The 23,713-nt window shown below is 44.4% G+C and carries 22 protein-coding genes; 18 read left to right on the top strand and 4 right to left on the bottom strand.

Annotated elements, in window-relative coordinates:
• Window positions 1-14 precede the first annotated feature (14 nt).
• From GJS45_RS08200 to porN, 6 genes are all read left to right on the top strand, one after another.
• Entirely contained in the window at window positions 15-788 is a 774-nt protein-coding gene (locus GJS45_RS08200) for a uroporphyrinogen-III synthase (protein ID WP_162340994.1), read from the top strand.
• Between the two features lie 77 nt (window positions 789-865).
• The gene (locus tag GJS45_RS08195; protein WP_162340993.1) at window positions 866-1,843 is read left to right on the top strand and encodes a PorP/SprF family type IX secretion system membrane protein; all 978 of its coding nucleotides are present in this window, start codon (window positions 866-868) and stop codon (window positions 1,841-1,843) included.
• A gap of 111 nt (window positions 1,844-1,954) precedes the next feature.
• Window positions 1,955-3,049 (top strand): T9SS ring complex lipoprotein PorK/GldK, encoded by a 1,095-nt coding sequence (porK, locus tag GJS45_RS08190; protein ID WP_162340992.1) that lies wholly within the window; start codon window positions 1,955-1,957, stop codon window positions 3,047-3,049.
• A gap of 55 nt (window positions 3,050-3,104) precedes the next feature.
• A complete protein-coding gene (gene porL, locus GJS45_RS08185) occupies window positions 3,105-3,908 on the top strand; it encodes a type IX secretion system motor protein PorL/GldL (RefSeq protein WP_202928055.1) in 804 nt (267 codons plus the stop codon).
• Between the two features lie 54 nt (window positions 3,909-3,962).
• Window positions 3,963-5,564 carry a type IX secretion system motor protein PorM/GldM gene (porM, locus tag GJS45_RS08180; RefSeq protein WP_162340991.1) on the top strand — a complete coding sequence of 534 codons (1,602 nt, stop codon included), beginning with the start codon at window positions 3,963-3,965 and terminating at the stop codon, window positions 5,562-5,564.
• A gap of 43 nt (window positions 5,565-5,607) precedes the next feature.
• On the top strand, window positions 5,608-6,432 hold the full coding sequence (gene porN, locus GJS45_RS08175) for a type IX secretion system ring subunit PorN/GldN (protein ID WP_162340990.1): 825 nt from the start codon (window positions 5,608-5,610) through the stop codon (window positions 6,430-6,432).
• A gap of 55 nt (window positions 6,433-6,487) precedes the next feature.
• On the opposite strand, the gene uvrC is transcribed toward porN, so the two are convergent.
• From uvrC to porW, 3 genes are read right to left on the bottom strand one after another with little or no spacing between them, the layout of a single operon-like run.
• Window positions 6,488-8,281 carry an excinuclease ABC subunit UvrC gene (gene uvrC / locus GJS45_RS08170; RefSeq protein ID WP_162340989.1) on the bottom strand — a complete coding sequence of 598 codons (1,794 nt, stop codon included), beginning with the start codon at window positions 8,279-8,281 and terminating at the stop codon, window positions 6,488-6,490.
• A gap of 52 nt (window positions 8,282-8,333) precedes the next feature.
• Window positions 8,334-10,646 carry a penicillin-binding protein 1A gene (locus GJS45_RS08165; protein WP_202928054.1) on the bottom strand — a complete coding sequence of 771 codons (2,313 nt, stop codon included), beginning with the start codon at window positions 10,644-10,646 and terminating at the stop codon, window positions 8,334-8,336.
• Between the two features lie 8 nt (window positions 10,647-10,654).
• Entirely contained in the window at window positions 10,655-13,309 is a 2,655-nt protein-coding gene (gene porW, locus GJS45_RS08160; RefSeq protein ID WP_162340988.1) for a type IX secretion system periplasmic lipoprotein PorW/SprE, read from the bottom strand.
• Between the two features lie 110 nt (window positions 13,310-13,419).
• On the opposite strand from porW, the gene GJS45_RS08155 reads away from it, so the two are divergent.
• From GJS45_RS08155 to selD, 12 genes are all read left to right on the top strand, one after another.
• Window positions 13,420-14,295 carry a M23 family metallopeptidase gene (locus GJS45_RS08155; RefSeq protein ID WP_162340987.1) on the top strand — a complete coding sequence of 292 codons (876 nt, stop codon included), beginning with the start codon at window positions 13,420-13,422 and terminating at the stop codon, window positions 14,293-14,295.
• Window positions 14,296-14,297: 2 nt separating this feature from the next.
• Window positions 14,298-14,717: a bactofilin family protein gene (locus tag GJS45_RS08150; RefSeq protein WP_162340986.1), complete on the top strand. Its 420-nt coding sequence runs from the start codon at window positions 14,298-14,300 to the stop codon at window positions 14,715-14,717.
• Entirely contained in the window at window positions 14,683-14,916 is a 234-nt protein-coding gene (locus tag GJS45_RS08145; RefSeq protein ID WP_162340985.1) for an AtpZ/AtpI family protein, read from the top strand. The genes GJS45_RS08150 and GJS45_RS08145 overlap by 35 nt, the downstream gene beginning before the upstream one ends.
• 136 nt (window positions 14,917-15,052) lie before the next feature.
• Entirely contained in the window at window positions 15,053-15,442 is a 390-nt protein-coding gene (locus GJS45_RS08140) for a hypothetical protein (protein WP_162340984.1), read from the top strand.
• Between the two features lie 18 nt (window positions 15,443-15,460).
• Window positions 15,461-16,483, top strand: a complete 1,023-nt coding sequence (gene atpB / locus GJS45_RS08135) for a F0F1 ATP synthase subunit A (protein WP_162340983.1) — start codon at window positions 15,461-15,463, stop codon at window positions 16,481-16,483.
• Between the two features lie 43 nt (window positions 16,484-16,526).
• On the top strand, window positions 16,527-16,784 hold the full coding sequence (atpE, locus tag GJS45_RS08130) for an ATP synthase F0 subunit C (protein WP_010854327.1): 258 nt from the start codon (window positions 16,527-16,529) through the stop codon (window positions 16,782-16,784).
• Window positions 16,785-16,867: 83 nt separating this feature from the next.
• Window positions 16,868-17,362, top strand: coding sequence for a F0F1 ATP synthase subunit B (atpF, locus tag GJS45_RS08125; RefSeq protein ID WP_162340982.1), 495 nt, complete (start codon window positions 16,868-16,870; stop codon window positions 17,360-17,362).
• Between the two features lie 10 nt (window positions 17,363-17,372).
• Window positions 17,373-17,933: an ATP synthase F1 subunit delta gene (gene atpH / locus GJS45_RS08120; RefSeq protein ID WP_162340981.1), complete on the top strand. Its 561-nt coding sequence runs from the start codon at window positions 17,373-17,375 to the stop codon at window positions 17,931-17,933.
• Window positions 17,934-17,967: 34 nt separating this feature from the next.
• Entirely contained in the window at window positions 17,968-19,548 is a 1,581-nt protein-coding gene (atpA, locus tag GJS45_RS08115) for a F0F1 ATP synthase subunit alpha (RefSeq protein WP_162340980.1), read from the top strand.
• A gap of 37 nt (window positions 19,549-19,585) precedes the next feature.
• On the top strand, window positions 19,586-20,458 hold the full coding sequence (atpG, locus tag GJS45_RS08110) for an ATP synthase F1 subunit gamma (protein ID WP_162340979.1): 873 nt from the start codon (window positions 19,586-19,588) through the stop codon (window positions 20,456-20,458).
• 196 nt (window positions 20,459-20,654) lie between these two features.
• The gene (gene mnmH, locus GJS45_RS08105; protein WP_162340978.1) at window positions 20,655-21,665 is read left to right on the top strand and encodes a tRNA 2-selenouridine(34) synthase MnmH; all 1,011 of its coding nucleotides are present in this window, start codon (window positions 20,655-20,657) and stop codon (window positions 21,663-21,665) included.
• A gap of 13 nt (window positions 21,666-21,678) precedes the next feature.
• Complete coding sequence (gene selD, locus GJS45_RS08100; protein ID WP_162340977.1) at window positions 21,679-22,713, top strand: selenide, water dikinase SelD; 1,035 nt, start codon at window positions 21,679-21,681, stop codon at window positions 22,711-22,713.
• Here selD and GJS45_RS08095 read toward each other — a convergent pair.
• Window positions 22,706-23,647: an SGNH/GDSL hydrolase family protein gene (locus GJS45_RS08095; protein ID WP_162340976.1), complete on the bottom strand. Its 942-nt coding sequence runs from the start codon at window positions 23,645-23,647 to the stop codon at window positions 22,706-22,708. The two genes, selD and GJS45_RS08095, sit on opposite strands and share 8 nt — an antisense overlap.
• Between the last annotated feature and the right edge of the window lie 66 nt (window positions 23,648-23,713).

The following is a 23,713-nucleotide window of genomic DNA, read 5'->3' as shown; positions in this document are numbered from 1 at the left end:
GAAAAAAATGTAAAATGACGCAATCAACAAAAGACAGATTAAACCGGGTTAGAAGCATTTTGGTTTCGCAGCCAAAACCCGCTGATGAACGTTCGCCTTATTTTCAATTAGCAGAAAAATACAAAATCAAAATTGATTTCAGGCCTTTTATTCAGGTGGAACCGGTTTCTATCAAGGATTTCAGAAAGCAAAAAATTGAGATATTAAAGCATACTGCCGTAATTTTTACCAGTAGGAATGCCATCGATCATTTTTTTGGGATCTGTCAGGAGTTGAAGATCGAAATGCCAGCGGACATGAAATACTTTTGTATTTCCGAACAGACTGCCCATTACCTTCAAAAATACATTGTAATCAGGAAGCGGAAATTATTTGTAGGAAATCGGACTGCTGCGGACCTATTCGATTTTTTTAAGAAGCATAAATCGGAAAAATACCTGTTCCCCTGTTCGGATATCCGGAAAGAAGATATTCCAGACTTTTTGAGCAAAAATAGCATTGAATTTACAGAGGCCATCATCTATCACACAGTAGCAGCGGATTTATCGGACCTGAAAGATATCAAGTACGATATTCTGGCATTTTACAGTCCTTCAGGGATCAAATCTCTTTTTCAGAATTTCCCTGATTTTGAACAGGGCAAAACCCGAATAGCTGCTTTTGGGCCTACCACTGCTCAGGCGGTAAAGGAAATGGACTTAATTCTCGATATTGAAGCACCCCTCCCAAATGCGCCCAGTATGACAGGTGCATTGGAGCTTTACATAAAAAAAGCGAACAAAATCTGATTTCTTTTAATCTTTTTTAAGGTAAAGTCAGTTTAAATGTGTAGAATAGATTTTCCAATGCATAATGTCTTTTACACATGACCATTAAAACTTACCTGCTATTTTGTGTGTTTTCTGGTGCTGCCATTCTGGGGTTTAGTCCTTACGCATTCAGCCAGCAGGACGCACAGTTTACCCAATACATGTATAATGGTCTTTTTTACAATCCGGGATTTGCAGGAAAAGATGCCGGATACAGCATTTCTGCCCTTCATCGAAGTCAATGGTTGGATTATACCACCAGTACCGGAGCGGGAGGAGCTCCAACCACCCAATTACTTTCAGCATCCGGTAGAATGAAAAATATCCCTTTGGGTTTTGGCTTGGTGGCCGTTAATGATGCCATTGGGCCTTTCACCAATCAGGAGGTTAACCTTTCTTTGGCCTACCACCTACCTATTGGCAGGGGAATATTGAGCATGGGGGCCACAGGAGGTTTTTTTTCCAGCACGATCCGGTATGATGAGTTTTTACCCGTAAACCCGGATCCGACCATTCCCTCTGCGGGGAACGAAAACCAGGGAAGTCCGAACGTATCGGTAGGCCTTCTCTACGATAGGGGGAGTTTTTACCTGGGACTAAGTAGCCGAAACCTCAATGAGCCGGGATTTGATTTCGGAGATGGTAGCCTGGCAAACCGTTTGGAGAATCATCATTATGTATTGGCGGGGTATCGCATAAACACTTTTGCTCAATTAACCGTTGAACCAAGTATATTGGTAAAATCAATAGCCCTGAATAATTTTTCTTATGACGTCAGCGTTATAGGCACGTACAATAAAAAAATAAGTTTGGGATTGGCTTGCAGAGGTGAAGAGTCCGCTTCCGTTTTGTTGGGATACAGTCTGTTAAGAGATAATTCCCTCAGGTTGGGTTACGCATTCGATTTGGTAGTTGGAGGATTGGAAGCCAAGTCTCCTTCGTCCCATGAGTTTATGTTGACCTACAATTTACCACAGGTTTCGAAACAAATAGAGCGGATGATTCAGAGAACACCAAGATTTAGATTCGATTAGTTGAAACTTTATTAAAAAAATCCTTGTGTTTTTCTGATAAAATCTGTTAAATTTCGAATTGGTTATTTGTTTAAATGGTTGAAAATGAATGTAGTTAATTTAATGTCATTTATGTTTAAAAAAATGAATCAGCGCTTTTTTACCCTGATTTCGGGTCTGGTAATAATGGCATTACTTCAGGGTTGTGGACTTTTTGGGAACAAAGGTACTTCCAGTGAAAAACTCAACCGAAGAGGTGAAGTAACAGGGGTTCCCAAACGTTCGGGCTGGCAGCAAGCCTTGCCCTATGAAATGGCCCCGGTGAAGGCTGGAACTTTTTGGATGGGGCAGTCTGACGAAGACATTGCATTAAGCATGTCATCTATGAATAAGCAAGTAACAATTTCGGAGTTTTATATGGATAAATACGAAGTGTCCAATAATAAATACCGGCAATTTTTAGATGCTGTTCGTATGGGTGAACTGGCGTTGGGTACGCCCACTACGCAGGCAGAAGCTCCGGAATTTGTATTGGAAGAGTTGCTTCCGGATACGACGGTTTGGTCGACAAGTTTTACCCACCATTATGGAGACCCATTGATGGAGTATTACTTTGATCACCCGGCTTTTGATGATTACCCTGTGGTGGGGATCAGTTGGGATCAGGCCAAGCAATTCTGTGAGTGGAAGTCCTATCATATGAACGCCAATGACGAGTCTGAGTTTGACATGCCCAAGTTTCGACTTCCTTTTGAATCAGAGTGGGAGTACGCAGCCAAGGGCGGAAAAGAAATCGCCAAATACCCCTGGGGTGGTCCTTACCTGAAGAATAGAAGAGGCTGTCTGATGGCTAATTTCAAGCCCGGAAGAGGGAATTACATCGACGATGGATTTGCCTACACCGCTCCGGTAGATGCCTTTGCACCAAACGGATTTGGGTTATATAATATGGCAGGAAATGTAGCCGAATGGGTAGAAGATGCCTATAACCCAGCAGCCAATGCCTTAATTTGGGATATGAATCCGACTTATAAAGATTCTACGGAAACCAGAAAAGTAGTCCGGGGAGGATCCTGGAAAGACGTCGCCCACTTTTTAGAAACCAGTGCCCGAAATTACGAATACCAGTATGTTCAGACAGCTCATATTGGTTTCCGAACCGCCATGACCTACATAGGACGGTCAGGCTCCATGGATGTGAAATCCAATAGAAGAAGTAGAAGATAATTTAGCTTAATCACATATACCTCAAACGATTCCTTACTTAACGTTTTTTTAAATTATGTCAACAGAAAATAACACCTTTGCTTATAAGTTTTATGGCTCTATCATGCCTAAGATTTATGGAATTGGAGCTGCAGTAGTAATTCTTGGAGCTATGTTTAAGATTTTGGACTGGCCATTTGCATCTCTGATGATCGGTGTAGGTCTGACCACGGAAGCATTGATTTTCTTTTTATCTGCATTCGAGCCCAAAAGCGAGGAAGTGGACTGGTCCAAGGTCTATCCGGAACTTGCCGGAAAGGAAGGTGGGAAATCACCTGCAAGGGCCGCCAGGCCTAGCACTGATCAAACGGCTCAAAAAATGGATGAGTTGCTTGAAAAAGCCAAAATTGGTCCTGAACTTCTCGAAAGTTTAGGCAAAGGCATGCAAAACCTGGCAAGCACAACCGAGAAATTAGGCACCCTTTCAGATGCTACCGTCGCCACTCAGGAATACACTGATAATGTGAAGAAAGCTTCCAAATCTCTGGTAGATATCAACGATTCTTACAGCAAAACAGCTTCTGCTCTGGCTGAAATGTCTTCTGCATCTGAGGACGCAAAAGCATACCGGGACCAGGTGGTAAATGTCACCAGAAGCCTTTCCGCATTGAATAATGTATACGAGGAGGAATTGAAAGATTCCAACATGCACGCAAAAACCATCAGTAAATTTTATTCCAACGTCACTGCAGCCATGGAAGGCATTGCTGAAGCTGGAAAAGAAACCGAAACTTTTAAAACCGAACTGGCGAAACTCAACCAAAATGTCAATTCCCTGAACAAGGTGTATGGTGGCATGCTTTCAGCAATGAAGGGTTGATTTCGTTGATTGCAGTTCTTATTTATTTTAATTTCAGAAAATATAAAATAGCTTATGGCGGGTGGTAAAGAAACACCAAGGCAGAAGATGATCGGGATGATGTACCTGGTTCTGACTGCTCTATTGGCACTACAGGTGAGTAACCAAATCCTTCAGAAGTTTATTCTGATAAATGATGGTTTGGAACGAACTTCAACGAATTACATTCAGAAGAATCAGTTTTCTGTAAACATCATTTCTTCTACCGTAGAACAGCAGGGAAATAATCCGGTGGACATCCCAAAAGTGGAAGCGGCCAGGGAAATCCGGGAAAAAAGTTCGGATCTCTACAGCTACCTGGAAGAGGCGAAAAGCTTGCTCATCGAGCAGTCTAACGCCATTAATGATGAAGGAAATTTCAAAACTTCGGCACTTAAAAACACCGATATTCCTGGAAACTTGTTTAACAACAACCGGCTTGGGTATGAGATGCAGGAAAGATTGAACGCATTTCCGGAAGAGCTCAACCAAATCCTGGGTGAGTTAGAGATCTCCAGTTCCTTTGAGAAAATTGCCAAGGATGCCAGTGAAATTGACCTGTTTAAGAATGATGTAGATGTCAACTACAAAGATTATGTCAACCTGAATTATGTAAAATCTCCGATAGGAGCGGTGTTGGCCATTATCAGTCAGCACCAGAATGAAGTGTTGAATATCGAAAGTGAAGCGTTGACTGCGATTACCAACTCCCTCGGATCCTTTATTTTCGAAGCGGATAAATTAAAAGCGCAGGTAGCGGCTAACTCTAATGTGGTAGCAGCAGGGACTACGTTTGAGGCAGAAATGTTTCTGGCCTCTTCCTCTTCCTCTACTGAGTTAAAAATGACGGCAGACGGTAGGGAGATACCCGTGGAAGCTGGGTTTGGCAAAATACAATTTCCGGTCGCTCCGGCTTCCAGTTACGATGATCGGGGACTTGCTCCCAGAACACTCACGGGAGAAATCGTCGTGCCGATAGGAGGGCAGGACAGTGTGTTCACGATCAATTACGATTACTTTGTTGCCGAGCCGGTGATAAAGGTAAGTTCAGAAGTAGTCAATCAATTATATGCGGAATGCGCCAATGATTTGGTGATTGAAGTACCTGCATTGGGCAATTCATACGCCCCCGAATTTTCCGTTTCCGGTGGTCGGGCCATCAAAGGATCCCGTCCTTCGGATGTTACCGTCATACCCGGGGCATCTGGTAATGTAAACATTACGGTTTCCAGCGGGGGAAATAGGATCGGTACCGTTGAATACGATATCAAGCCGGTTCCGGCTCCTTCTATTCAGCCTTTTGTTGGCGATACCCAGGTAGATGAACAAAATCCATATGCGGCCAATGCCTTGACAAATCTCCAAATAAGGGCGGTACCGGAGCCTACCTTCGGAAGAACCATGCCCAATGATGCCAATTTCGAGGTAACGGCTGGAGAAGTTAGGCTTGTAAGGAATGACGTGCCTAGGGAAAGCGTCAATATCACCGGGCAGAATGTAGCAGTAAGAAACCTATTAGCCCAGGCACAGAGTGGTGACCGGCTGATTATTATAGCCAGAGAGGTTACTCGAACCAATTTCATGGGAAACAAGATCAAAAGCCCTGTAAATGAAATTTCACAAATCTCCATCAGGTAATAAATCATCGATTGGAGCGTTTTAGAATTAAATGAAAGAAAACATGAATGTATCAAATAAACCATTCGTAAATTTTTGGCTGTTGTTCCTGGCGCTGAATCTGCTGGCCTTGCCTGCTTTTTCCCAGAACACCAACACCCAAAACCCGAATATGGATATGGGAGATACCGAGTTTGAAATCGATACAACGTATTCGGTCCTTCCCATAAGGGAGGCAGATAAAATGTATCAGGTCGGGGTCTGGCGCCGAATTGATTTGAGGGAGAAATTTAATCTTCCCCTTTATGGTACCGGTGGACTCAAGTCGGATGGTATTATGATGAATATTTACAATGCCATTGTAAATGAAAATGCCTTTGAGATTTTTGCGGACGAGGAGTTTACGCAGCCCCTTTCCATTAGTGAGTTTCAAACGAATTTTCTTACAGCCGAAAATGGCGATAGTGTTTTTGTGAAAGACGTTTATTACTTGGATTTTCGGGAGGATTTCGTTTTTGATAAGCACCGCTCCGAAGTAAAGTTTGATGTAAAATACCTGGAGTTGGTCATGCCATCGGAAACAAACTCTGGTGCCGGGCAGAAATCCATTGCGTTTATCCGGTACAAGGATTTTTATAATTATTTTGACGATATGGAGAAGGGCCGCTGGCTGAATTTTCAAAATACGTCCAAGCATTTGCCTTATAGTCAGGCCTTTGATTTGCGATTATTCAGATCCGTGGTCAGGAAATATACCAATCCGGACAATGCCTTGATTGTAGATATGGTTGATGCAGAAAATCCAAATGTTGAATTGCAGGCCTTCTTAAATTCCCTGGAATTTGAGTATGACCTGCTGGAATGGGAAAATAACTTATGGGAGTGGTAAGCAAATTGCTCTCCATGTATAGAAAAAGCGGCTTTCAAAAGAAGGTCGCTTTTTTTTATGGATGGAGGGCAGCGTGAATTTTTTCCGCTTTATCTTTTCCGGCAACACCCGTAAGTTGGTCCAGGCTGGCGTTTTGAATGTTTTTGAAGGATTTAAAATGCTTCAAAAGTTTCTGTGCCGTATTTTCTCCGATACCTTCTATGCCTGTTAATTGGGAATTGAGCGCTCCCTTACTTCTTAAATTACGGTGAAAAGTAATCGCAAAACGGTGCGCCTCATCCCTAATCCGCTGGATCAGTCGCAAAGATTCGGATTTTTTATCTATATAAAGGGGATAGATATCTCCTGGAAAATAGATTTCCTCTAAACGTTTGGCGATGCCAATTATAGGGATTTTTCCATATAGATCGATACGTTTGAGTGCTGCGACAGCCGAAGACAACTGCCCCTTTCCCCCATCGATTACGACCAATTGGGGTAAGGCCATTTCTTCCTGAGCCATCCTTTTGTACCTTCTGTAAACGACCTCTTCCATACTGGCGAAGTCATTAGGCCCCGTTACGGTTTTGATGTGGTAGTGCCGGTATTCCTTCTTGGCTGGTTTCCCATCCTTAAAGCAAACCATACTTGCCACGGGGTTACTTCCTTGTATGTTAGAATTGTCAAAGCATTCGATATGCGTAGGCAATTCGCTTAAGGATAGGTCTTGCTGAAGTTGCAGAAGCACTCTATTTTTTTTGTCTTTGGTCTCCCCTGCCAGTAGGGCCTTTTCCTTTTTGTAGTACAAGGCGTTTTTTAAACTTAATTCAATCAGTTTTCGCTTATCGCCAATTTTAGGCAGGGTTAGGTGCAAGCCTTCCGGAGAATCCTCAAATTCCACGTTGACTAATACTTCCCTGGCATCACTTTGAAACTGATCCCGCAGCCGCACGATAGCGGTAAGAAGTAGCTCCTGGTCGGTTTCGTCCAGTTTCTTTTTTAGCTCTACCGTTTTGCTAAGGGTGATGGCACCATTTTTTATCCGCAGGTAGTTCACAAAAGCAAACTTTTCTTCACTGACAATGGCAAACACGTCCAGACTATCGGCATTTGGATTGATTACCAGTGATTTGGCCTGGTATTTTTCAAGCAGATCCAGTTTCTCTTTAAAGCGCTGTGCCGTTTCATAATCCAACGCTGACGCTGCTGCCTGCATGTGTTCCTTAAAGAAGCTTTTGGCAATCCCGAGGTTTCCTTTTAGAATATTCCGCGCCTGTTCGATATCAGCCAGGTAGTTTTTTTCATCCTGCAGCCCTTCACAAGGCCCCTTGCAGTTTCCCAGATGGTACTCCAGGCAAACCTTGTATTTGGAAGCGGCTATCTTTTCAGGAGCCAGGTCTAGTTTACAGGTCCGGATGGTGAAAAGGGAAAGAATAAGGTCGAGCACATTATTCATCGCCTTGACACTAGCAAAAGGCCCATAATAGGTGCCCTTAGACGGGATTACCCTACGGGTGGGGTAGATTCTGGGAAAAGGTTCATCCGTAAGCAGCAGGTACGGATAGGTTTTGTCGTCTTTTAACAGAACGTTATACCTCGGCTGCGATTTTTTAATCAGGTTATTCTCAAGCAGTAAGGCATCAAATTCCGAATTGACAATGGTGATCTCGATGGTGTGGATTTCCCTCACCATCCGGCGGGTCTTTTGGTTAAGGCCAGTACTTTTGCTAAAATAGCTACCGACCCTTTTTTTCAGGCTTTTAGCTTTCCCTACATAAATGAGTTTACCATCTTTGTTGTAATAGCGGTAGACACCGGGGAGGTCCGGAAGCTGCTGATGTTCCGTCGGAAGGTAAGATGGAGAATGCATGTCCATAGAGACAAAATCATTGCGTTTTTGAAATCAATGCATGCCCGTTGGATCAGAAATCCGTACTGGTGGCATCATAATCAAATTCCTGATACTCGTCCTGATTCAAGTCATACAAAGAACAATCAATCTCTATGCTCAGTGGGCGTTCTGGTTTCGGAAAAGGTCCCTTGGTGATGTCCAAACTGGGATCCTCGTAAACTTTAGTCATAAACTTTGACCAGATGGGGCGCGCGGTTCTGGAACCCTGCCCGTTGAGCCAGCTTCTGAAATGGATGGCCCGGTCATCGCCTCCTACCCAAACGCCACTAACCAGGTCTTTGGTAATGCCCATATACCAACCATCAGAGGCATTCTGAGTAGTTCCGGTTTTCCCACCTATTTCATTTCCTTCGTCTCTGATATTTCTGGGGAGGCCTTGGCTCGTTCCGCCTTCTTCCTCTGTTCCTCCCCGGAGCATGTACACCATGATATAGGCATCTTCTTCACTCATCGCCGGTCGTTTACGAGGGATAAACTGGTGCAAAACATTACCGAATTTGTCTTCAATCCTGTCGATGTAAATAGGAGTAATGTGCTCTCCTTTGTTAACAAAGGTGCTGAAGGCACCGACCATTTCCATGATAGAAACATCCACGGTTCCCAATGCCAGGGCAGGGACCGCTTCTAGTTCGCTCGTAATGCCAATCCGATGTGCGGTTTCAACCACCACACTGGGGCTTAGTTTTTTCATCATATAGGCCGTAATGGAATTAACGGACTGGGACATGGCCGAGCGGATGGTCATGCGTTCGTAAGTGAATTCCCCATTGGCATTGCTGGGCTTCCAGGTGGGCTGATCGGGCTGGTTGATTTCCACAGGCTGATCAATCACCGTATAACAGGGTCCGTACCCGTTTTCTATGGCGGCGGCATACACAAAGGGCTTAAAAGTGGAGCCGGGTTGTCTTTTTCCCTGCTTCACGTGATCGTACTTGAAATGCTTGTGATTAACGCCCCCGACCCAGGCTTTAATATGTCCACTATGGGGATCCATCGAAACGAAACCTGTTTGAAGGAATTTTTTGTAATACCGTAAGGAATCCATGGTGCTCATAAGGGTGTCTATTTCTCCTTTTTCATAGGAAAAAACCGTCATTTTTTTCTTTTCATTCAGTTTGTACTCAATGCTGTCCGTATCGTCTCCATACCTGGAACGGAGGTTTCGATAGGATTCGGTTCTTTTTACAGCATTTTCAAGAAAATTTGGAATAGGCCTGCGCTGGCTGTCTATCCAGGGATCCCGATCCCCAATCTCCGCTTCGAATTTCTCCTGAAGTTCAGGCATGTGCTCAGCCACTGCCTCTTCTGCATACTTTTGCAGCCGGCTATCGATGGTGGTATAAATCCGCAGGCCATCCCCAAACAGGTCGTAATTGGTACCATCCGGTTTCAGGTTTTCTTTTGTCCATTGGATTAAATCGGCTTTGACGACCTCTCGGAAGTAAGTAGCTAATCCTTCATTATGACCTTCCACATTGTACTCCAATTCAATGGGCATATTAGAAATGCTGTCGTATTGGGACTGGGTAATGAAATCATACTTATTCATCTGCGACAATACCGTGTTTCTTCTACGAAGAGAATTCTCAGGATTATAAACCGGGCTGTAGTAGGAGGGAGCTTTAAAAAGACCTACCAATGTGGCAGATTCCTGGATGCTCAAGTCCCTGGGCTCCTTGTTGAAGAAGGTGCTGGCAGCGGTCTTGATTCCGAACGAATTGCTCCCAAAGTCGGAAGTATTCAGGTACATGGTAAGCAATTCCTCTTTTGTGTAAGCCCTTTCCAGTTTTGCCGCCACGAGCCATTCCTTGGTTTTAATAATAATCATTCTCAGGACAGGAACATTGCTCAAAAAGCCCTGCGATGCTTTTGTACGTGTTTTGAATAGGTTTTTTGCCGTTTGTTGGCTTAGTGTACTTCCACCCCCTGCACCTCGCTGACCTAGGAGTAGGCTTTTGACCAATACGCGGGACAAACCCCTGGGGTCTATACCAGAGTGGTCCTCAAAGCGAACATCTTCTGTGGCAACCAGGGCATTGATCAGGTTTGGAGCGAGTTCATTATAGGTGACAGGCGTCCTGTTCTCCCGGAAATATTTTCCCAGCAAAATACCGTCCGCTGAATACAACTCGGAGGCTAGTTCGCTTTCCGGATTTTCAAGCGATTCAAAATCCGGCATGTCTCCAAACAAGCCCAGGAAGTTGGCATTTACAGCGGCAATGAAGAGGACCAACCCAACCAATCCCAAAACAAAAACAAGCCACATGTATCGGATGATGTTTTTATACAAAGGCTTAGCATTACTCTTTTTACTATTACTCATATTAGTTATTAATAAGCTTGCTCATAGAAGGACCTGTACTCTTCCAGATCCTTTCGTTTGTTGAGTTGCTGGAAGTTTTCTATTGAAATAACAAAACTACTATTTTTTTGCTCCTCCGGTAATGAATCACTGTTAAAACTGCTTAAAAACGTTTCCCGGTAATTCATAGACTTTTCCGCATTGGGAAAGGGGCTAATAATTAGAATCTTCGTTTCTCTGGTGATGGCAATAGTGCCTGTCCTCAACCGCTCAACAGAGAAATTTTCAGCGTGAAAACCTTCCAATGCTGCCGTCAGATCTCCCGAATTTTCAGCCATATCTTCATCCATAGGTAAAATAAAAATATGGGTTTGAGAGGCGTTCGCTTGGTAGGGGGATGCTTCTGCCTCAGGCGCTAGTTGGTCCTGGTTCTGATCTGCTGCAACAGTCTCTTCTCCCGGCAATGTTTCCTCTTCACTGCTTGCCACCGCTTCGTCTCCTTCACTGACAGCGTCAAGCAATTTCTGTGCAAAATCCCGTAATGGTTCGTCCTCGGCATTTTGAAGGAAACTTTGGAGCCGTTCTTTGTATCGGTCTACCGATTCCAGCTTCCCTGCAATCAAGATATCCAGCAGCAATAACCGGTCCGTATTTTTGGTTAGCGGGTATCGGTTTAGGGATTCCCTTATGATACTGCGTGCGGAAGTATATTCTTGTTCCCGGTAACGTGCATAAGCCTCCTTGTAATTTTGCCCCGATTCAAAATTTGCCTGAGAACCTGATACCTGATCTGGATTATTGATCGATTTGGTGAATTGAGAATCAGGAAATTCAGTATTAAGCAGCTGGGCGTATTTTTCCGCACGGAGGTCCAGATCCCTGGATGCCAGGTATAAGGTATAATACGCTTCGGGTTTTTTTGGTGTTTCCGGAAACTTTTCGATAAGCATTTCCAGGTTGGAAATGGCCATCTGTGGTTCTTCGAGGTCAAAATAAAGGAGTTTTCCCAGATTAAAATAGGCATTTTCCATCTCCTCCAACATCAATTCGCGGGTTTCCGGTTCATTCGGTATTTGACTCAATAAGCTGCCTTTGTCTGGAAGCTGCGTGGCAAGGGCTGTTTCCTGTGAATCTTCCGTGATACCCTCTTCTGTTTCCTCGGATGAGGCTGACTGATCTTCTTCCCCTGGGATATCCTGAAAGCTGCGGTCGCTGCTTCTCCAATTGTCCGTTAGGGAGCGATTGCCCCAGACTTTATTAAATTCCAGCGAACCGCGCTGAATTGCCACCGGATTGTCCCAGTAAAAAGTGGATCCGCTACTGCCGCCACTCCCTCCAAAGGCCAGTAAGTTGTCAAAGATCCCGGTGTTTTTCTTTTGATTTGCCCGTTCTGCTTCCTGAATTAAACGGGCTTCTTCCTGGGCCAAATAGGTATCCACATACGTTTCCTGTTCCTCAGGACTCAGGCGGCTTAGTCTTATCAGGCTGTCATTTCGGGTTAACAGCTCAAAATTTTCCGCAAATTGATCAAAAACTACTTTTCTCGATGCCAGGGTTGCATAGTTTCTGTCAGATTCCTTGAATTTTGACAAAGCACTGTCCAGGTAATATTTGGTCTTGAGAAAATCCTCTTTTTCGTGGAGGAACACCTCGGATAATTCCTGATATATATACCCCTTCTGCCGCTCATTCTCGCCAGGCTCTTTTGCAGCCAGCGAGTAGAGCCGGATGGCCTCGTCCAGATTTCCTTGTTTTTTTTCAAAACGTCCTTTTTCAAAAAGGATAACATCCCGAAATTCAACATTCTTGTTATCAGAATAAAGGGCATCATAGTAGTCTCTTACTCTTTTTAGGTCCTTGCTTTTTTCCAGTTCAGCGACCTGCTGGGAAAACAGTTGGGCAAAGAAAGTGCGTTCGTAATTGGGGCTACCCGATAAGGATTTTTGGTAGTATTCGTAGGCAAACGCATCCAATCCCGCCTTTTGGTACATCTGACCCAATATGAAATTGATTCGGGAGATTTCAGCCTTGTCATCGGTAAATTCCAATGATTTAAATAAGGAAGGCACAATCATATCTGTTTCTCCCCGGGACTCATAATAATAAGCCAGGGTTTTGTAGAGCAGTTTTTTATTTTCTTTGCTTATGTCCGGTTCTTTAGAAAGGTAGTCTACTACAAAATTAGCATCCTCAAACTGGCGAAGGTCTATAAAGGATTTCAATAAGCGAATCAACGCTTCGTGCCGGACCGGGTCTTGAGTACTGTTGACATTTAAATATTTAAAGGTGTTCTGCGCGTCGTCGAACTTACCCTTATAATAATCTACTCTGCCGATCAGCAGGTAAGCCGGGTCCACCCACTTACTGATTTTATGCCAATCCACCGCTTTGGAGGCCATTTCCCTGGCTTCATCCAGCAGGGTCTCATTTGCTTCTATGGTGCTGCTGTCTATGGGATAAAAAACGGGTAGTACTTGAGAAAAATCTTCCTGATACTCTTTTTCAATTTCGATTTCCAATTCCTTGATTTTTTCTTTGGCATAATAATAGGCATTAAATCTAGCCGTTGTATTATGATACAGGCGATTGGTAAACGTATCCTTTTGGGAAGAGCAGGAAATTACCCCAGCCAATAAGGCCAGTAGGATCATATAAGGTCGCAGAAAAAGGATCGATTTGTACAAGGTGTTTGAATTTGAAATAGGGTTCAAATTAGTTCTTTTGCGATAAAAATTTAAACGAAAGGAATTAAATTCTATTTTTGTAAAAGATAAATCTTTAAATAATAAGCCCATTGAGCGTAAAACAGAAAATAAATGACTGGATTGAAACCAAGTTTCTGATTGTCATCAGAAAAGAGGAAGACTTTTCGGTCATCACTTCCTTTAATATTACGAAGATACGGGTCGGATTATTGTTCGCTTTGGTGTTTCTGACCTGTTTTGTTCTTTCCTTGTTTTTGTCTAAGACATTGCTGGCCCGATGGTTTGATCCTTTGTATGTGGAGACCGAAAACATGGTGCGAATTCATTCGCTATCGGAGACGGTCGATTCCCTGATACTTGAAGTGGAAGCCAAGGATCAGTATGTTCGAAACATACAAATGGTCCTTTCCGGGGAAACTGATACGGATGAGGAACAAACGGAGCCAGCAGAAAACCAGGGAGAACAACAAGTGGACCGATCGGAAATTGATCTCTTTAAGAGTAGCGATGCTACCCAGCAAATAATCAGCGAATTCGAATCCCTACCGCTCGAAGAAGGAGGTTTTGGCAATCTGGGTAGCAGTACCTTTACCGATAATTATTTTTTCCCTCCAGTGAAGGGAGTGGTGACGAGCAGTTTTTCGGCTTCGGGAAATCATTTTGGAATAGACGTGGTAGCGGGGGAAAATGAGCCAGTAAAGGCCGTCGCAGATGGAACCGTCATTTTTGCCAGCTGGACCCTGGATACCGGTTATGTAGTAGGAATACAGCATTCGAATGAATTGATTTCGATTTACAAACATAATTCTGTAATATTGAAAGCTATTGGCGATCCTGTGCGTGGTGGTGAGATTGTATCCATCATCGGCAACACAGGCGAACAAACCACAGGCCAGCATTTGCACCTGGAATTGTGGTACAGAGGAAATCCGCTAGATCCCCGGGAATTCATAACATTTGATTAATTATGGCAAAGAACACGGATGATAAAAGAAATACCAATGAACTGGTGACCTCCAGCAATTTGGTAGCAATGGGAACGGTAATCGTTGGAAATATTGGGTCCCAGGGAAATATCCGGGTAGAAGGTACGGTAGAGGGATCGCTGGACTCACAGCAGAAAATCATTATCGGAGAATCGGCAAAAGTGAATGGCGATGTGAAAGCCTCCGAAGTGGAAATTTCAGGCCAGGTCAATGGTGACATCCAATGCGAGGAATCCCTTTTTCTCAAAAAAACCGCGCTCATCATAGGGGATATTTACACCAAAAAGCTCATTATCGAAAATGGTGCGGAGTTTAACGGAAAATGCAATATGGGCACTAACAATCAGTTAAAAGTGGACAGGGATCATGTCAACCCCAAACAACAAGCCTCCTCAAACTGAGCCACCGGCTTACGTTAAATATTTTGGACTTGCTTTCCAGATGGGGGCGATCATCGCGCTGGGCACATGGCTTGGTTACAAACTCCATTTAAAAAGCGGCATGGTTTTTCCATTATACCTGCTGCTGGGTTGTTTTCTTTCGCTTTCCCTGGCTTTTTATCAGCTTTTTAGATCCCTCAAATCCGATGAAAATCGATAAGGCCCGTCAAACTAAACCCCCGATTTGCGCTACATGACGAATACATCCCACAGTGGGATGAATAGTCATACAGCGAGATTCTCCCGATTTAAGATCGGGACAGGCGTATGGCCATTAAAAAGCAAATCAAAATCGTATGAAATCCCTTCAGATAAAAGGATTGGTAAAAATCACCGTTTTCACCCTGCTTTTGGCCTTGATAGCTGCGGGAGGACAGGTCTTATTTCCCGGCCCCTGGTTTCACAGGCATTTTTGGGCCATGTTGCTTTTTTTTGCGGTGCTGACCGGAAGTACCGGTGTGTTGGCGACCCTGTTGATGAAACTGGAAACATTTAATTCGGTATCGGTGATCCTGGGCATCACGGTGCTCCGATTACTTTTTAGTATCGGCTTTGTTTTTATTATTTTATGGGCAGGTGATAAAAATTTACTTTGGTTTGTAGTAGATTTCTTTATCATTTATTTGTTGTACTTATTGTTTGATATGTACAGCTTAATAACTAATTTGCGCCTTCATTCGAAATAGGCGATAAAAAATATTTTGATGTTCCGCAAATTTATCAGGTTAAGTTTCTTATTGTCAGTAGTTTTACTGGCGTTTTCCGCTGTTTCCATGGCAGCTTCCGGTGAGGATGAAGACAAAACAAGTTTCATCATGCACCATATCAAGGACTCCCATGAATGGCACTTTGCCACCCTTGGTCATACGCACATTACCCTGCCGCTTCCGGTCATTGTCTATTCCGGAGACAGAGGATTTGAATTTTTCTCTTCCTCCTCCTTTGTAGATTCCGAAACTCACCATTTCGGTGTGGAACATGAAGGCTATTATATAGATGAAAATGACAAGTTGCAGGCGGTTGATGAAAGCAGGAGTTTTATCGATGTGAGTATCACCAAAAACGTAGCCATGCTATTTTTGGTGATAGGGGTAACGCTATACCTGATGCTTGGAGCATCCAAACATTATAAAAAGCACCCCAACAGGGCTCCGAAAGGGATCGCATCCTTTGTGGAACCCATCGTGGTATTCGTACGGGATGAAATTGCCCTTCCCAATATCGGACCCAAATACAAAAAGTTTACGCCTTATTTGTTGTCCCTTTTCTTCTTCATCTGGATTGGGAACCTTTTGGGCCTATTACCTGGAGCAGCGAACCTTACAGGCAATATTGCGGTCACCGTAACATTGGCAATGATCACCTTCTTTGTTACAAACTTCAATGGAAACAAGGCTTATTGGAAACACGTGGTGGCCACTCCGGGAGTGCCACTTCCCTTATTGTTAATTATCGTGCCCGTGGAGATAATTGGTTTATTTACCAAGCCTTTTGCTCTAACGGTCAGGTTATTTGTAGCGATTACAGCGGGGCACATTGTTATCCTGAGTTTCATAGGGCTGATCTTTGTATTTGAATCCTATGCAGTCGGAGTGGCATCTACCCTAATGGTGGTATTTATCAATGTTATTGAATTATTGGTGGCGACCATTCAGGCTTATGTTTTCACCCTGTTTTCGGCCATGTACATTGGTGCGGCTGTGGCGGAACATGGGCATGATCATTAAATCGAAATTTCTTTGTTCAATTTAATTTAAATAAAAAACGAGTATGTTGACTTCTTTATTATTGACTGCCGGTTTTGCACTTATGGGTGCGGGTATCGGTGCCGGAATTGTAGCGATAGGCGCAGGTCTGGGTATTGGTAGAATCGGTGGGCAAGCCATGGAAGGCATCGCACGACAGCCAGAGGCTGCTGGAAAAATCCAGACTGCGATGTTGATCATTGCTGCTCTTATTGAAGTGGTTTCCTTGTTTGCAGTGGTAGTTTGTCTGCTGATTGCACTTAATGGCAACTTAACTTTCTAGCAAAAGTATGGGGGGCGGCGATAGGCCGGTCCCCTATTTTAAAAATTGAACAAATCCCATTACAAGCATAACGAATAGACACCATGGATCTGATTAGCCCCGATTTAGGTTTGATTATCTGGCAAACGGTAGGATTTGCCATCTTGTTTTTCCTGTTGGCAAAGTTTGCCTGGAATCCCATACTGGCCGCATTAGAAGAGCGGGATGGAGCGATTGAGGCATCCCTTAACGAAGCGGAAAAGGCTAAAATGGAAATGGCCAACCTGGTCGCTGAGAATGAAAAACTGCTTCAGGAGGCACGGATTGAACGGGATGAAATCCTGAAATCCGCCAATGAATACGCGGCGAAGTTAATGGAGGATGCGAAAGGCGAAGCAGCCAATGCCGGTGCCAAAATGATTGAAGACGCCAAAGCAGTTATTGAAACGGAAAAGCAGGCGGCCTTGATGGACGTAAAGATACAGGTGGCTGAGATGTCTCTGTTGATAGCTGAAAAACTAATGAGACAAAACCTTTCCAGTGAGCCCGCTCAAAAGAAGTTGGTCGAGGAATTCGTTAAAGACATAAAACTAAATTAATCTCCCCACAATGTCAGCATACAGAGTAGCTTCACGATACGCAAAATCCTTGTTGGAACTGGCAGTGGAAAATGACCTATTGGAAAAGGTACATCAGGATATGAATGGTGTTCTCGATATGGCGGGGCAAAGTCCTGATTTCGTGGATGCTATTAAAAGTCCGGTCATCACTTCCGACCAGAAGTTGAAATTGATCCGGGCGCTTTATGGAAAATCCGTGACCCCGCTTTCAATGAAGTTTTTTGAATTGGTGAGTAAAAAAGGGAGGGAAGGCTTACTTCCGGATATGGCCCAGGGGTTTCATCGCCTGTACAACGAGCATTTGGGTATCCAACCGGCGGAAGTAGTGGCCACCATTCAGTTGGACGAGGCATTAAGGCAGGCCTTCAAAGATATCGTTAAAGAAGTTTCCGGCAAGGATAAGGTGGAATTGATTGAGAAAATCAATCCGAATGTAATCGGAGGCTTTATATTAAGAATAGAAGACAGGCAGCTTGACGAATCCATAAAAAGCAAATTGCAACAATTACGATTAGGTTTTACCCAAAACCTTTACGAGAAGAAATATTAAAATTAGCAGTAATCAATACTAATCCTATATAATAATGGCAGATGTAAGACCTGATGAAGTTTCGGCAATTTTGAAAGAACAGCTTTCTGGTGCCAGAACCCAAGCGGAATTGGAAGAAGTTGGGACCGTGCTCCAAGTTGGTGATGGGGTAGCCCGAATTTATGGACTTTCCAAAGCCCAGGCAGGGGAACTGATCGAATTTGAGAATGGGTTGAAGGCCATGGTGCTTAACCTGGAAGAGGACAATGTTGGAGCCGTACTCTTTGGCGACGCGAAGTCCGTTCGTGAAGGAGACACCGTTAAAAGAACCAAGAAAATTGCTTCTATCAAGGCAGGAGAAGGCATGTTAGGTAGGGTGGTGGACACCCTCGGAACGCCAATAGACGGAAAAGGCCCCTTGGAAGGTGAACTTTACGAAATGCCGCTGGAGCGAAAGGCTCCGGGTGTTATTTATCGTCAGCCTGTAAACGAGCCACTTCAAACGGGGATTAAATCCATTGATGCCATGATTCCGATCGGAAGAGGCCAACGGGAATTGATCATTGGTGACCGGCAAACAGGTAAGACTGCAGTGGCCATTGATACCATTCTGAATCAAAGAGAATTTTACGATAGAGGAGAGCCGGTATTTTGTATCTACGTAGCGATTGGTCAGAAGGCCTCTACGGTTGCGAATGTGGTGGCCTCGCTTGAAAAAGGAGGAGCCTTGCCCTATACGGTCATTGTGAGTGCTTCAGCTGCTGATCCTGCTCCCATGCAGTTCTTTGCCCCCTTTACTGGTGCTGCCATTGGGGAGTTTTTCAGAGATACGGGTAAACCCGCGCTGGTAGTGTATGATGATCTTTCCAAACAAGCGGTAGCGTACCGGGAAGTATCCCTGTTACTTAGAAGACCTCCGGGAAGAGAAGCTTACCCAGGTGACGTTTTTTACCTACACTCCAGATTGTTGGAGAGAGCTGCGAAAATTAACGCATCGGATGAAATTGCCAGTCAAATGAATGACTTGCCACCTTCTCTGGCACCTTTGGTGAAGGGTGGCGGATCCTTAACCGCCCTGCCCATTATTGAAACCCAGGCAGGGGACGTTTCGGCTTACATTCCGACCAACGTAATTTCCATTACCGATGGACAGATATTCCTGGAGACCAATCTTTTTAACGCCGGTATTCGGCCTGCCATTAACGTAGGTATTTCGGTATCTCGTGTAGGAGGAAACGCCCAAATCAAGGCCATGAAAAAGGTAGCGGGAACGCTTAAACTGGATCAGGCACAGTTTCGGGAATTGGAAGCCTTCTCTAAATTTGGATCCGATCTTGACCCAACGACCAAAAGGACGATTGAGCGGGGAAGAAGGAATCAGGAAATCTTGAAACAGGGACAGTATTCTCCCGTCAAGGTCGAATTTCAGGTTGCTATCATTTTTGCTTCTACAAAAGGTTTACTGGATAAAATACCGGTGGAAAGTGTAAAAGCGTTTGAAAAAGATTTCTATAACATCATTAAGGCGCAGTATCCCGAGGTACTAACGGCCATCAACAAGGCGGATATGGATACGATGGGCACACTCCTGAAAAAGGCAGTTGATGAAATTGCGCCAAAATACGCTGCCAAGTAATTTTAGGAATTCTATACATAGAAGGATATAAACGGTTATGGCCAATCTTAAAGAAGTAAAGGAAAGGATCAATTCAGTAAGCTCTACTCAGCAAATCACCAAGGCCATGAAAATGGTGGCGGCAGCCAAGTTGAGAAGAGCCCAGGACAAGATTGTCCAGATGAGACCTTATTCCCAAAAGCTGACTTCTATCTTGAATAATATTACCTCCGGTACCGAAGGAGGTACCGATATCGTTTATGCGGAAGAGCGACCTGTGTCCAAGCTTCTTATTGTTCCCATCACCTCTGATAAAGGATTATGCGGTGCCTTTAATTCCAATATCCTGAAAGCCACCATGGCCCTTACGGAAGAACATGCGGACAAACAGATTACCGTGATGCCGGTAGGGAAAAAGGCCCTGGATTTCTTCAAGAAGAAAGATTTTTCCACTCATACGGATTATGCCAAGTTGTTTGAAGATGTTTCCTTTGAACCGGTAAAAGAAGCAGCCGAATTTGTAATGGATTCCTTTGTAGCCGGAAAGTTTGATAACGTACTATTGGTCTACAATGAATTCAAGAACGTAGCCACCCAGGCGGTAATTAAGGAACAGTTTTTACCGATTAGCAAAATTGAGCCGGAGGAAGGAGACAGTAAGCCGAGCCAGGAATACCTGGTGGAGCCATCCCGGGAGTATATCATTGAGGAACTGGTTCCGAATTCATTGAAAATTCAGTTTTATAAGGCGATTTTGGATAGTAATGCCTCTGAACATGGTGCGAGGATGACCGCTATGAGTAAGGCTACCGATAATGCCGCTGAATTGCTTAAAGAATTGAAATTGGTGTACAATCGTACGCGTCAGGCAGCCATTACCAATGAAATTCTCGAAATTGTGGCCGGAGCCAATGCGCTGGAAGGAAATTAACACGGCAAAAATTCAAAAAAAAAACCGATTGAACTACGCAATCGGTTTTTTTTTGGATCAGTATCACGCTTCACAAGCAGTTTCAACAGGATTTTGCCTATATTGAATTGGCCTTAAATGTGCGTTGACAGGCGATGTAGCGGGCATAGGTTTCCAGTTTGCTCTGGGTTCCGGTGGGCAGGTAGTTTTGAAATCCATGAAAGAAGTAGAAGCAGGCGAGTTTTTGAAGCGTTCACAGGAATTGCCTGTGGTGGATACCCGCTCCCCGGCTGAATTTGCTTGTGGCCATATTCCGGGTGCCATTAATGTACCTTTGTTCGACAATTCGGAACGCAAAATAATCGGTACCCTTTACAAGCAGCAAGGCCAAAAGGCGGCTATCAAAGCAGGATTGACGATTGTGGGGCCCAAAATGGCTGGTTTTATTGAGAAGGTGGAGGCACTTCAATCCCAAAACCTACTGATTCACTGCTGGAGAGGAGGGATGCGGTCGCATAGTATGGCTTGGCTTTTAGAGCTTTATGGCTTTAGTGTTGGGATATTGATGGGGGGATACAAAGCCTATCGAAATGCCTTGTTGGATTATTTTAAGAATCCTCCTCCTTTACGTGTAATTGCCGGAAGTACCGGCTCCATGAAAACAGTCCTGCTAAAAAAGCTCCGTGAAATGGAGGAGCAGGTGGTGGATTTGGAAGGATTGGCCAACCATCCTGGTTCCAGCTTTGGCAACCAGGTAAGCACCGGACAACCCACTACTGAACAGTTTCAAAACAACTTGTTTGCGGAATTTTTTTCGATGGATCCACTTCGACGGATTTGGTTGGAAGATGAATCCTTTTCTATCGGTAAAGTACACTTGGTGGAGGGATTGTATCGGACCATGCAGCAATCCCCTCACTACCTCGTGCTCCTTCCCTTGGAGCAGCGGATAGCTGTTTTACTCCAAGAGTACGGGCAAATTCCGAAGGCGAAATTGATCCAGGCCATTCAGGGCATAGCTAAAAAGCTGGGAATAGCGCTGGCAAACCAAGCCATTCATTCCGTGGAAACGGGAGACCTGGCAAAGGGAGTAGAAATTATTCTGAATTATTACGATCGGGCTTACCGTAAGGGTATTCAAAAGAAACAAGACTTGGTGATCGGCCCTTTTCATGTAGATGCTGAAAACATGGAAGAAACGGCAAAGAAATTAATTAATTACAGGTAGTAAAAGTAAGGCAATGGAACCGATAAAATTAACCCAATACAGTCATGGTGCAGGATGTGGTTGTAAAATTTCACCCGCGGTGTTAGCGGAGATGTTGCATCAGGAAAATCCATCTGCCAAGGTTTTTCCAAACCTTTTGGTAGGCAATGAAGAAAGTGATGACGCGGCTGTTTTTGACCTGGACGGAAAAACGGCTGTGGTTAGTACGACCGATTTTTTTATGCCTATAGTGGATGATCCCTTTGATTTTGGTGCGATAGCTGCCACCAATGCCCTTAGTGACGTCTACGCCATGGGGGCAGAGCCGATCATGGCCATTGCTATTCTGGGATGGCCTATAGCCAAGTTACCAGCCTCTGTAGCCAGTAAAGTGCTGGAGGGGGGAAGGTCAGTTTGCCATTCCGCCGGTATTCCTTTGGCAGGAGGACACAGCATTGATGCGCCGGAACCTATTTTTGGTCTGGCAGTGACTGGCAAAATGGCTACTGATCAGGTAAAAAGAAATAATGGGGCTAAAGTAGGGGATCGGCTTTATTTGACCAAACCATTAGGAGTAGGGATGGTAACCACCGCCGAGAAAAAGGGATTGGCAAAGAAGGAAGACCTGATTCTAGCCAAAAAATCCATGCTAACGCTAAACAGCATCGGTTCAAAAGTAGCCGCCTGGGAGGAGGTACATGCCATGACCGATGTAACTGGATTTGGGTTGGGAGGACACCTGAGTGAAATGTGCCATGCTTCGGGGGTATCAGCCAGGCTATCCGGGGAACAGATACCTTGTTTTGACTTTGTAGACTACTACATCGAACTTGATTGTATTCCGGGAGGTACGCACCGTAATTGGGAAAGCTACGGACATGGAATCGGGGTAAAACATCCCGTAAATAAATTAATCTTAGCGGATCCACAGACTAGCGGAGGCTTATTGATGGCTGTCGGCAAGGATCATCAGAAAGACTTTGAAGAAAAAATGAAAAAGGAAGGGTTGGAATTGCATTCTTTTGGCGAGATCATCCGTAAATCGGACTTTTTAATTGAAATTACCTGAGCTTGCCCTTAGAGAGAAGTGTGGAAATAGCTTTCATAAGCTCCTCCTTTCTGGAAAGGGCCTGATCCATGGGCAATCCCTCTCTCAGGCCTGGTCGTTCGTGGCCGGTGTAAGTTAGCCAGGCATCCCGGGTTACCTCTTGCTTTTCACTTACCAGTGGCAGCAATTCCGTACCCAGCGGAACCCTTTCAAATACCGTTTTCGGAAGATCCGCTTCCAGATGTTGGGACTCCCCGATTCCATCAAGTAAACTCCTTGCCATGAGCCAGTGCCCCTGCTCGCCCGGGTGAATCCCGTCCGATGTCAGTGCAAAATCGGGGTTGGTTTTCCTTTTATCTTCCAGAAACTTTCGCATGGGCCAATGCAGGTCAATCACGTTCCAGTTTTGGGTGTACCGCTGGCTGACCATCCAGGAGGCGTACACCGCAAGTACGGAGGCATAGGCAGGGTCTTGCGTTAGGTCATAGACAGGAGGTGTCAGGTGAATAAGAGGAATTCCCAGGGAATCGGCTTTCTGTTGAAGTTTTTCCTGCCCGCTCTTGTAAGCCCTAAATCTTGACTCGTCAAAGGGAAGGTAAATCCCGTCATTCATGCCATAGCAGGAAAAAATAAAGTCCGGCTCAACAGCCTCCAACACGCGATCTAATCTCTCATGTAAATCTGGCCTGGGAAACTTGCCGTCGGCATGGCCTTCCTCTGATAAACCGGAAACCGTCTCACTGGGTAAGCCCAGGTTAAGGAATTCCCAGTTTCTTTCCGGATGCATAAGTCTCAAATAGGTTTCTACATAGGTCAGATACTGACCGGCATAGCTGATACTGTTTCCCAGAAATAGTATTTTTTTAGAATCCTTGGGAAGGGAATATCGGTCTTGGGCAAGGAGCGGAAAAGCCAGTAAATAACAGGCGAAACATAGAACGGCTCTGGTGATCATGGAGCATGTTTTTTGGGAAGAAATAAAGCCTGAATATATCCAAAATGCGGCGGATATTTAGGGAGA

This window comes from Cyclobacterium salsum (assembly GCF_010119245.1).
GTDB lineage: Bacteria > Bacteroidota > Bacteroidia > Cytophagales > Cyclobacteriaceae > Cyclobacterium > Cyclobacterium salsum.
Note: the sequence above shows the minus strand (reverse complement) of the source record. Positions and strands in the feature narration are given on the sequence as shown.

Coding starts and splice junctions, on each gene's coding strand:
- GJS45_RS08200 (WP_162340994.1), top strand. CDS start 15: ATGACGCAATCAACAAAAGACAGATTAAACCGGGTTAGAAGCATTTTG.
- GJS45_RS08195 (WP_162340993.1), top strand. CDS start 866: ATGACCATTAAAACTTACCTGCTATTTTGTGTGTTTTCTGGTGCTGCC.
- porK (WP_162340992.1), top strand. CDS start 1,955: ATGTTTAAAAAAATGAATCAGCGCTTTTTTACCCTGATTTCGGGTCTG.
- porL (WP_202928055.1), top strand. CDS start 3,105: ATGTCAACAGAAAATAACACCTTTGCTTATAAGTTTTATGGCTCTATC.
- porM (WP_162340991.1), top strand. CDS start 3,963: ATGGCGGGTGGTAAAGAAACACCAAGGCAGAAGATGATCGGGATGATG.
- porN (WP_162340990.1), top strand. CDS start 5,608: ATGAATGTATCAAATAAACCATTCGTAAATTTTTGGCTGTTGTTCCTG.
- uvrC (WP_162340989.1), bottom strand. CDS start 8,281: ATGCATTCTCCATCTTACCTTCCGACGGAACATCAGCAGCTTCCGGAC.
- GJS45_RS08165 (WP_202928054.1), bottom strand. CDS start 10,646: ATGAGTAATAGTAAAAAGAGTAATGCTAAGCCTTTGTATAAAAACATC.
- GJS45_RS08150 (WP_162340986.1), top strand. CDS start 14,298: ATGGCAAAGAACACGGATGATAAAAGAAATACCAATGAACTGGTGACC.
- GJS45_RS08145 (WP_162340985.1), top strand. CDS start 14,683: ATGTCAACCCCAAACAACAAGCCTCCTCAAACTGAGCCACCGGCTTAC.
- GJS45_RS08140 (WP_162340984.1), top strand. CDS start 15,053: ATGAAATCCCTTCAGATAAAAGGATTGGTAAAAATCACCGTTTTCACC.
- atpB (WP_162340983.1), top strand. CDS start 15,461: ATGTTCCGCAAATTTATCAGGTTAAGTTTCTTATTGTCAGTAGTTTTA.
- atpE (WP_010854327.1), top strand. CDS start 16,527: ATGTTGACTTCTTTATTATTGACTGCCGGTTTTGCACTTATGGGTGCG.
- atpF (WP_162340982.1), top strand. CDS start 16,868: ATGGATCTGATTAGCCCCGATTTAGGTTTGATTATCTGGCAAACGGTA.
- atpH (WP_162340981.1), top strand. CDS start 17,373: ATGTCAGCATACAGAGTAGCTTCACGATACGCAAAATCCTTGTTGGAA.
- atpA (WP_162340980.1), top strand. CDS start 17,968: ATGGCAGATGTAAGACCTGATGAAGTTTCGGCAATTTTGAAAGAACAG.
- atpG (WP_162340979.1), top strand. CDS start 19,586: ATGGCCAATCTTAAAGAAGTAAAGGAAAGGATCAATTCAGTAAGCTCT.
- mnmH (WP_162340978.1), top strand. CDS start 20,655: ATGAAAGAAGTAGAAGCAGGCGAGTTTTTGAAGCGTTCACAGGAATTG.
- selD (WP_162340977.1), top strand. CDS start 21,679: ATGGAACCGATAAAATTAACCCAATACAGTCATGGTGCAGGATGTGGT.
- GJS45_RS08095 (WP_162340976.1), bottom strand. CDS start 23,647: ATGATCACCAGAGCCGTTCTATGTTTCGCCTGTTATTTACTGGCTTTT.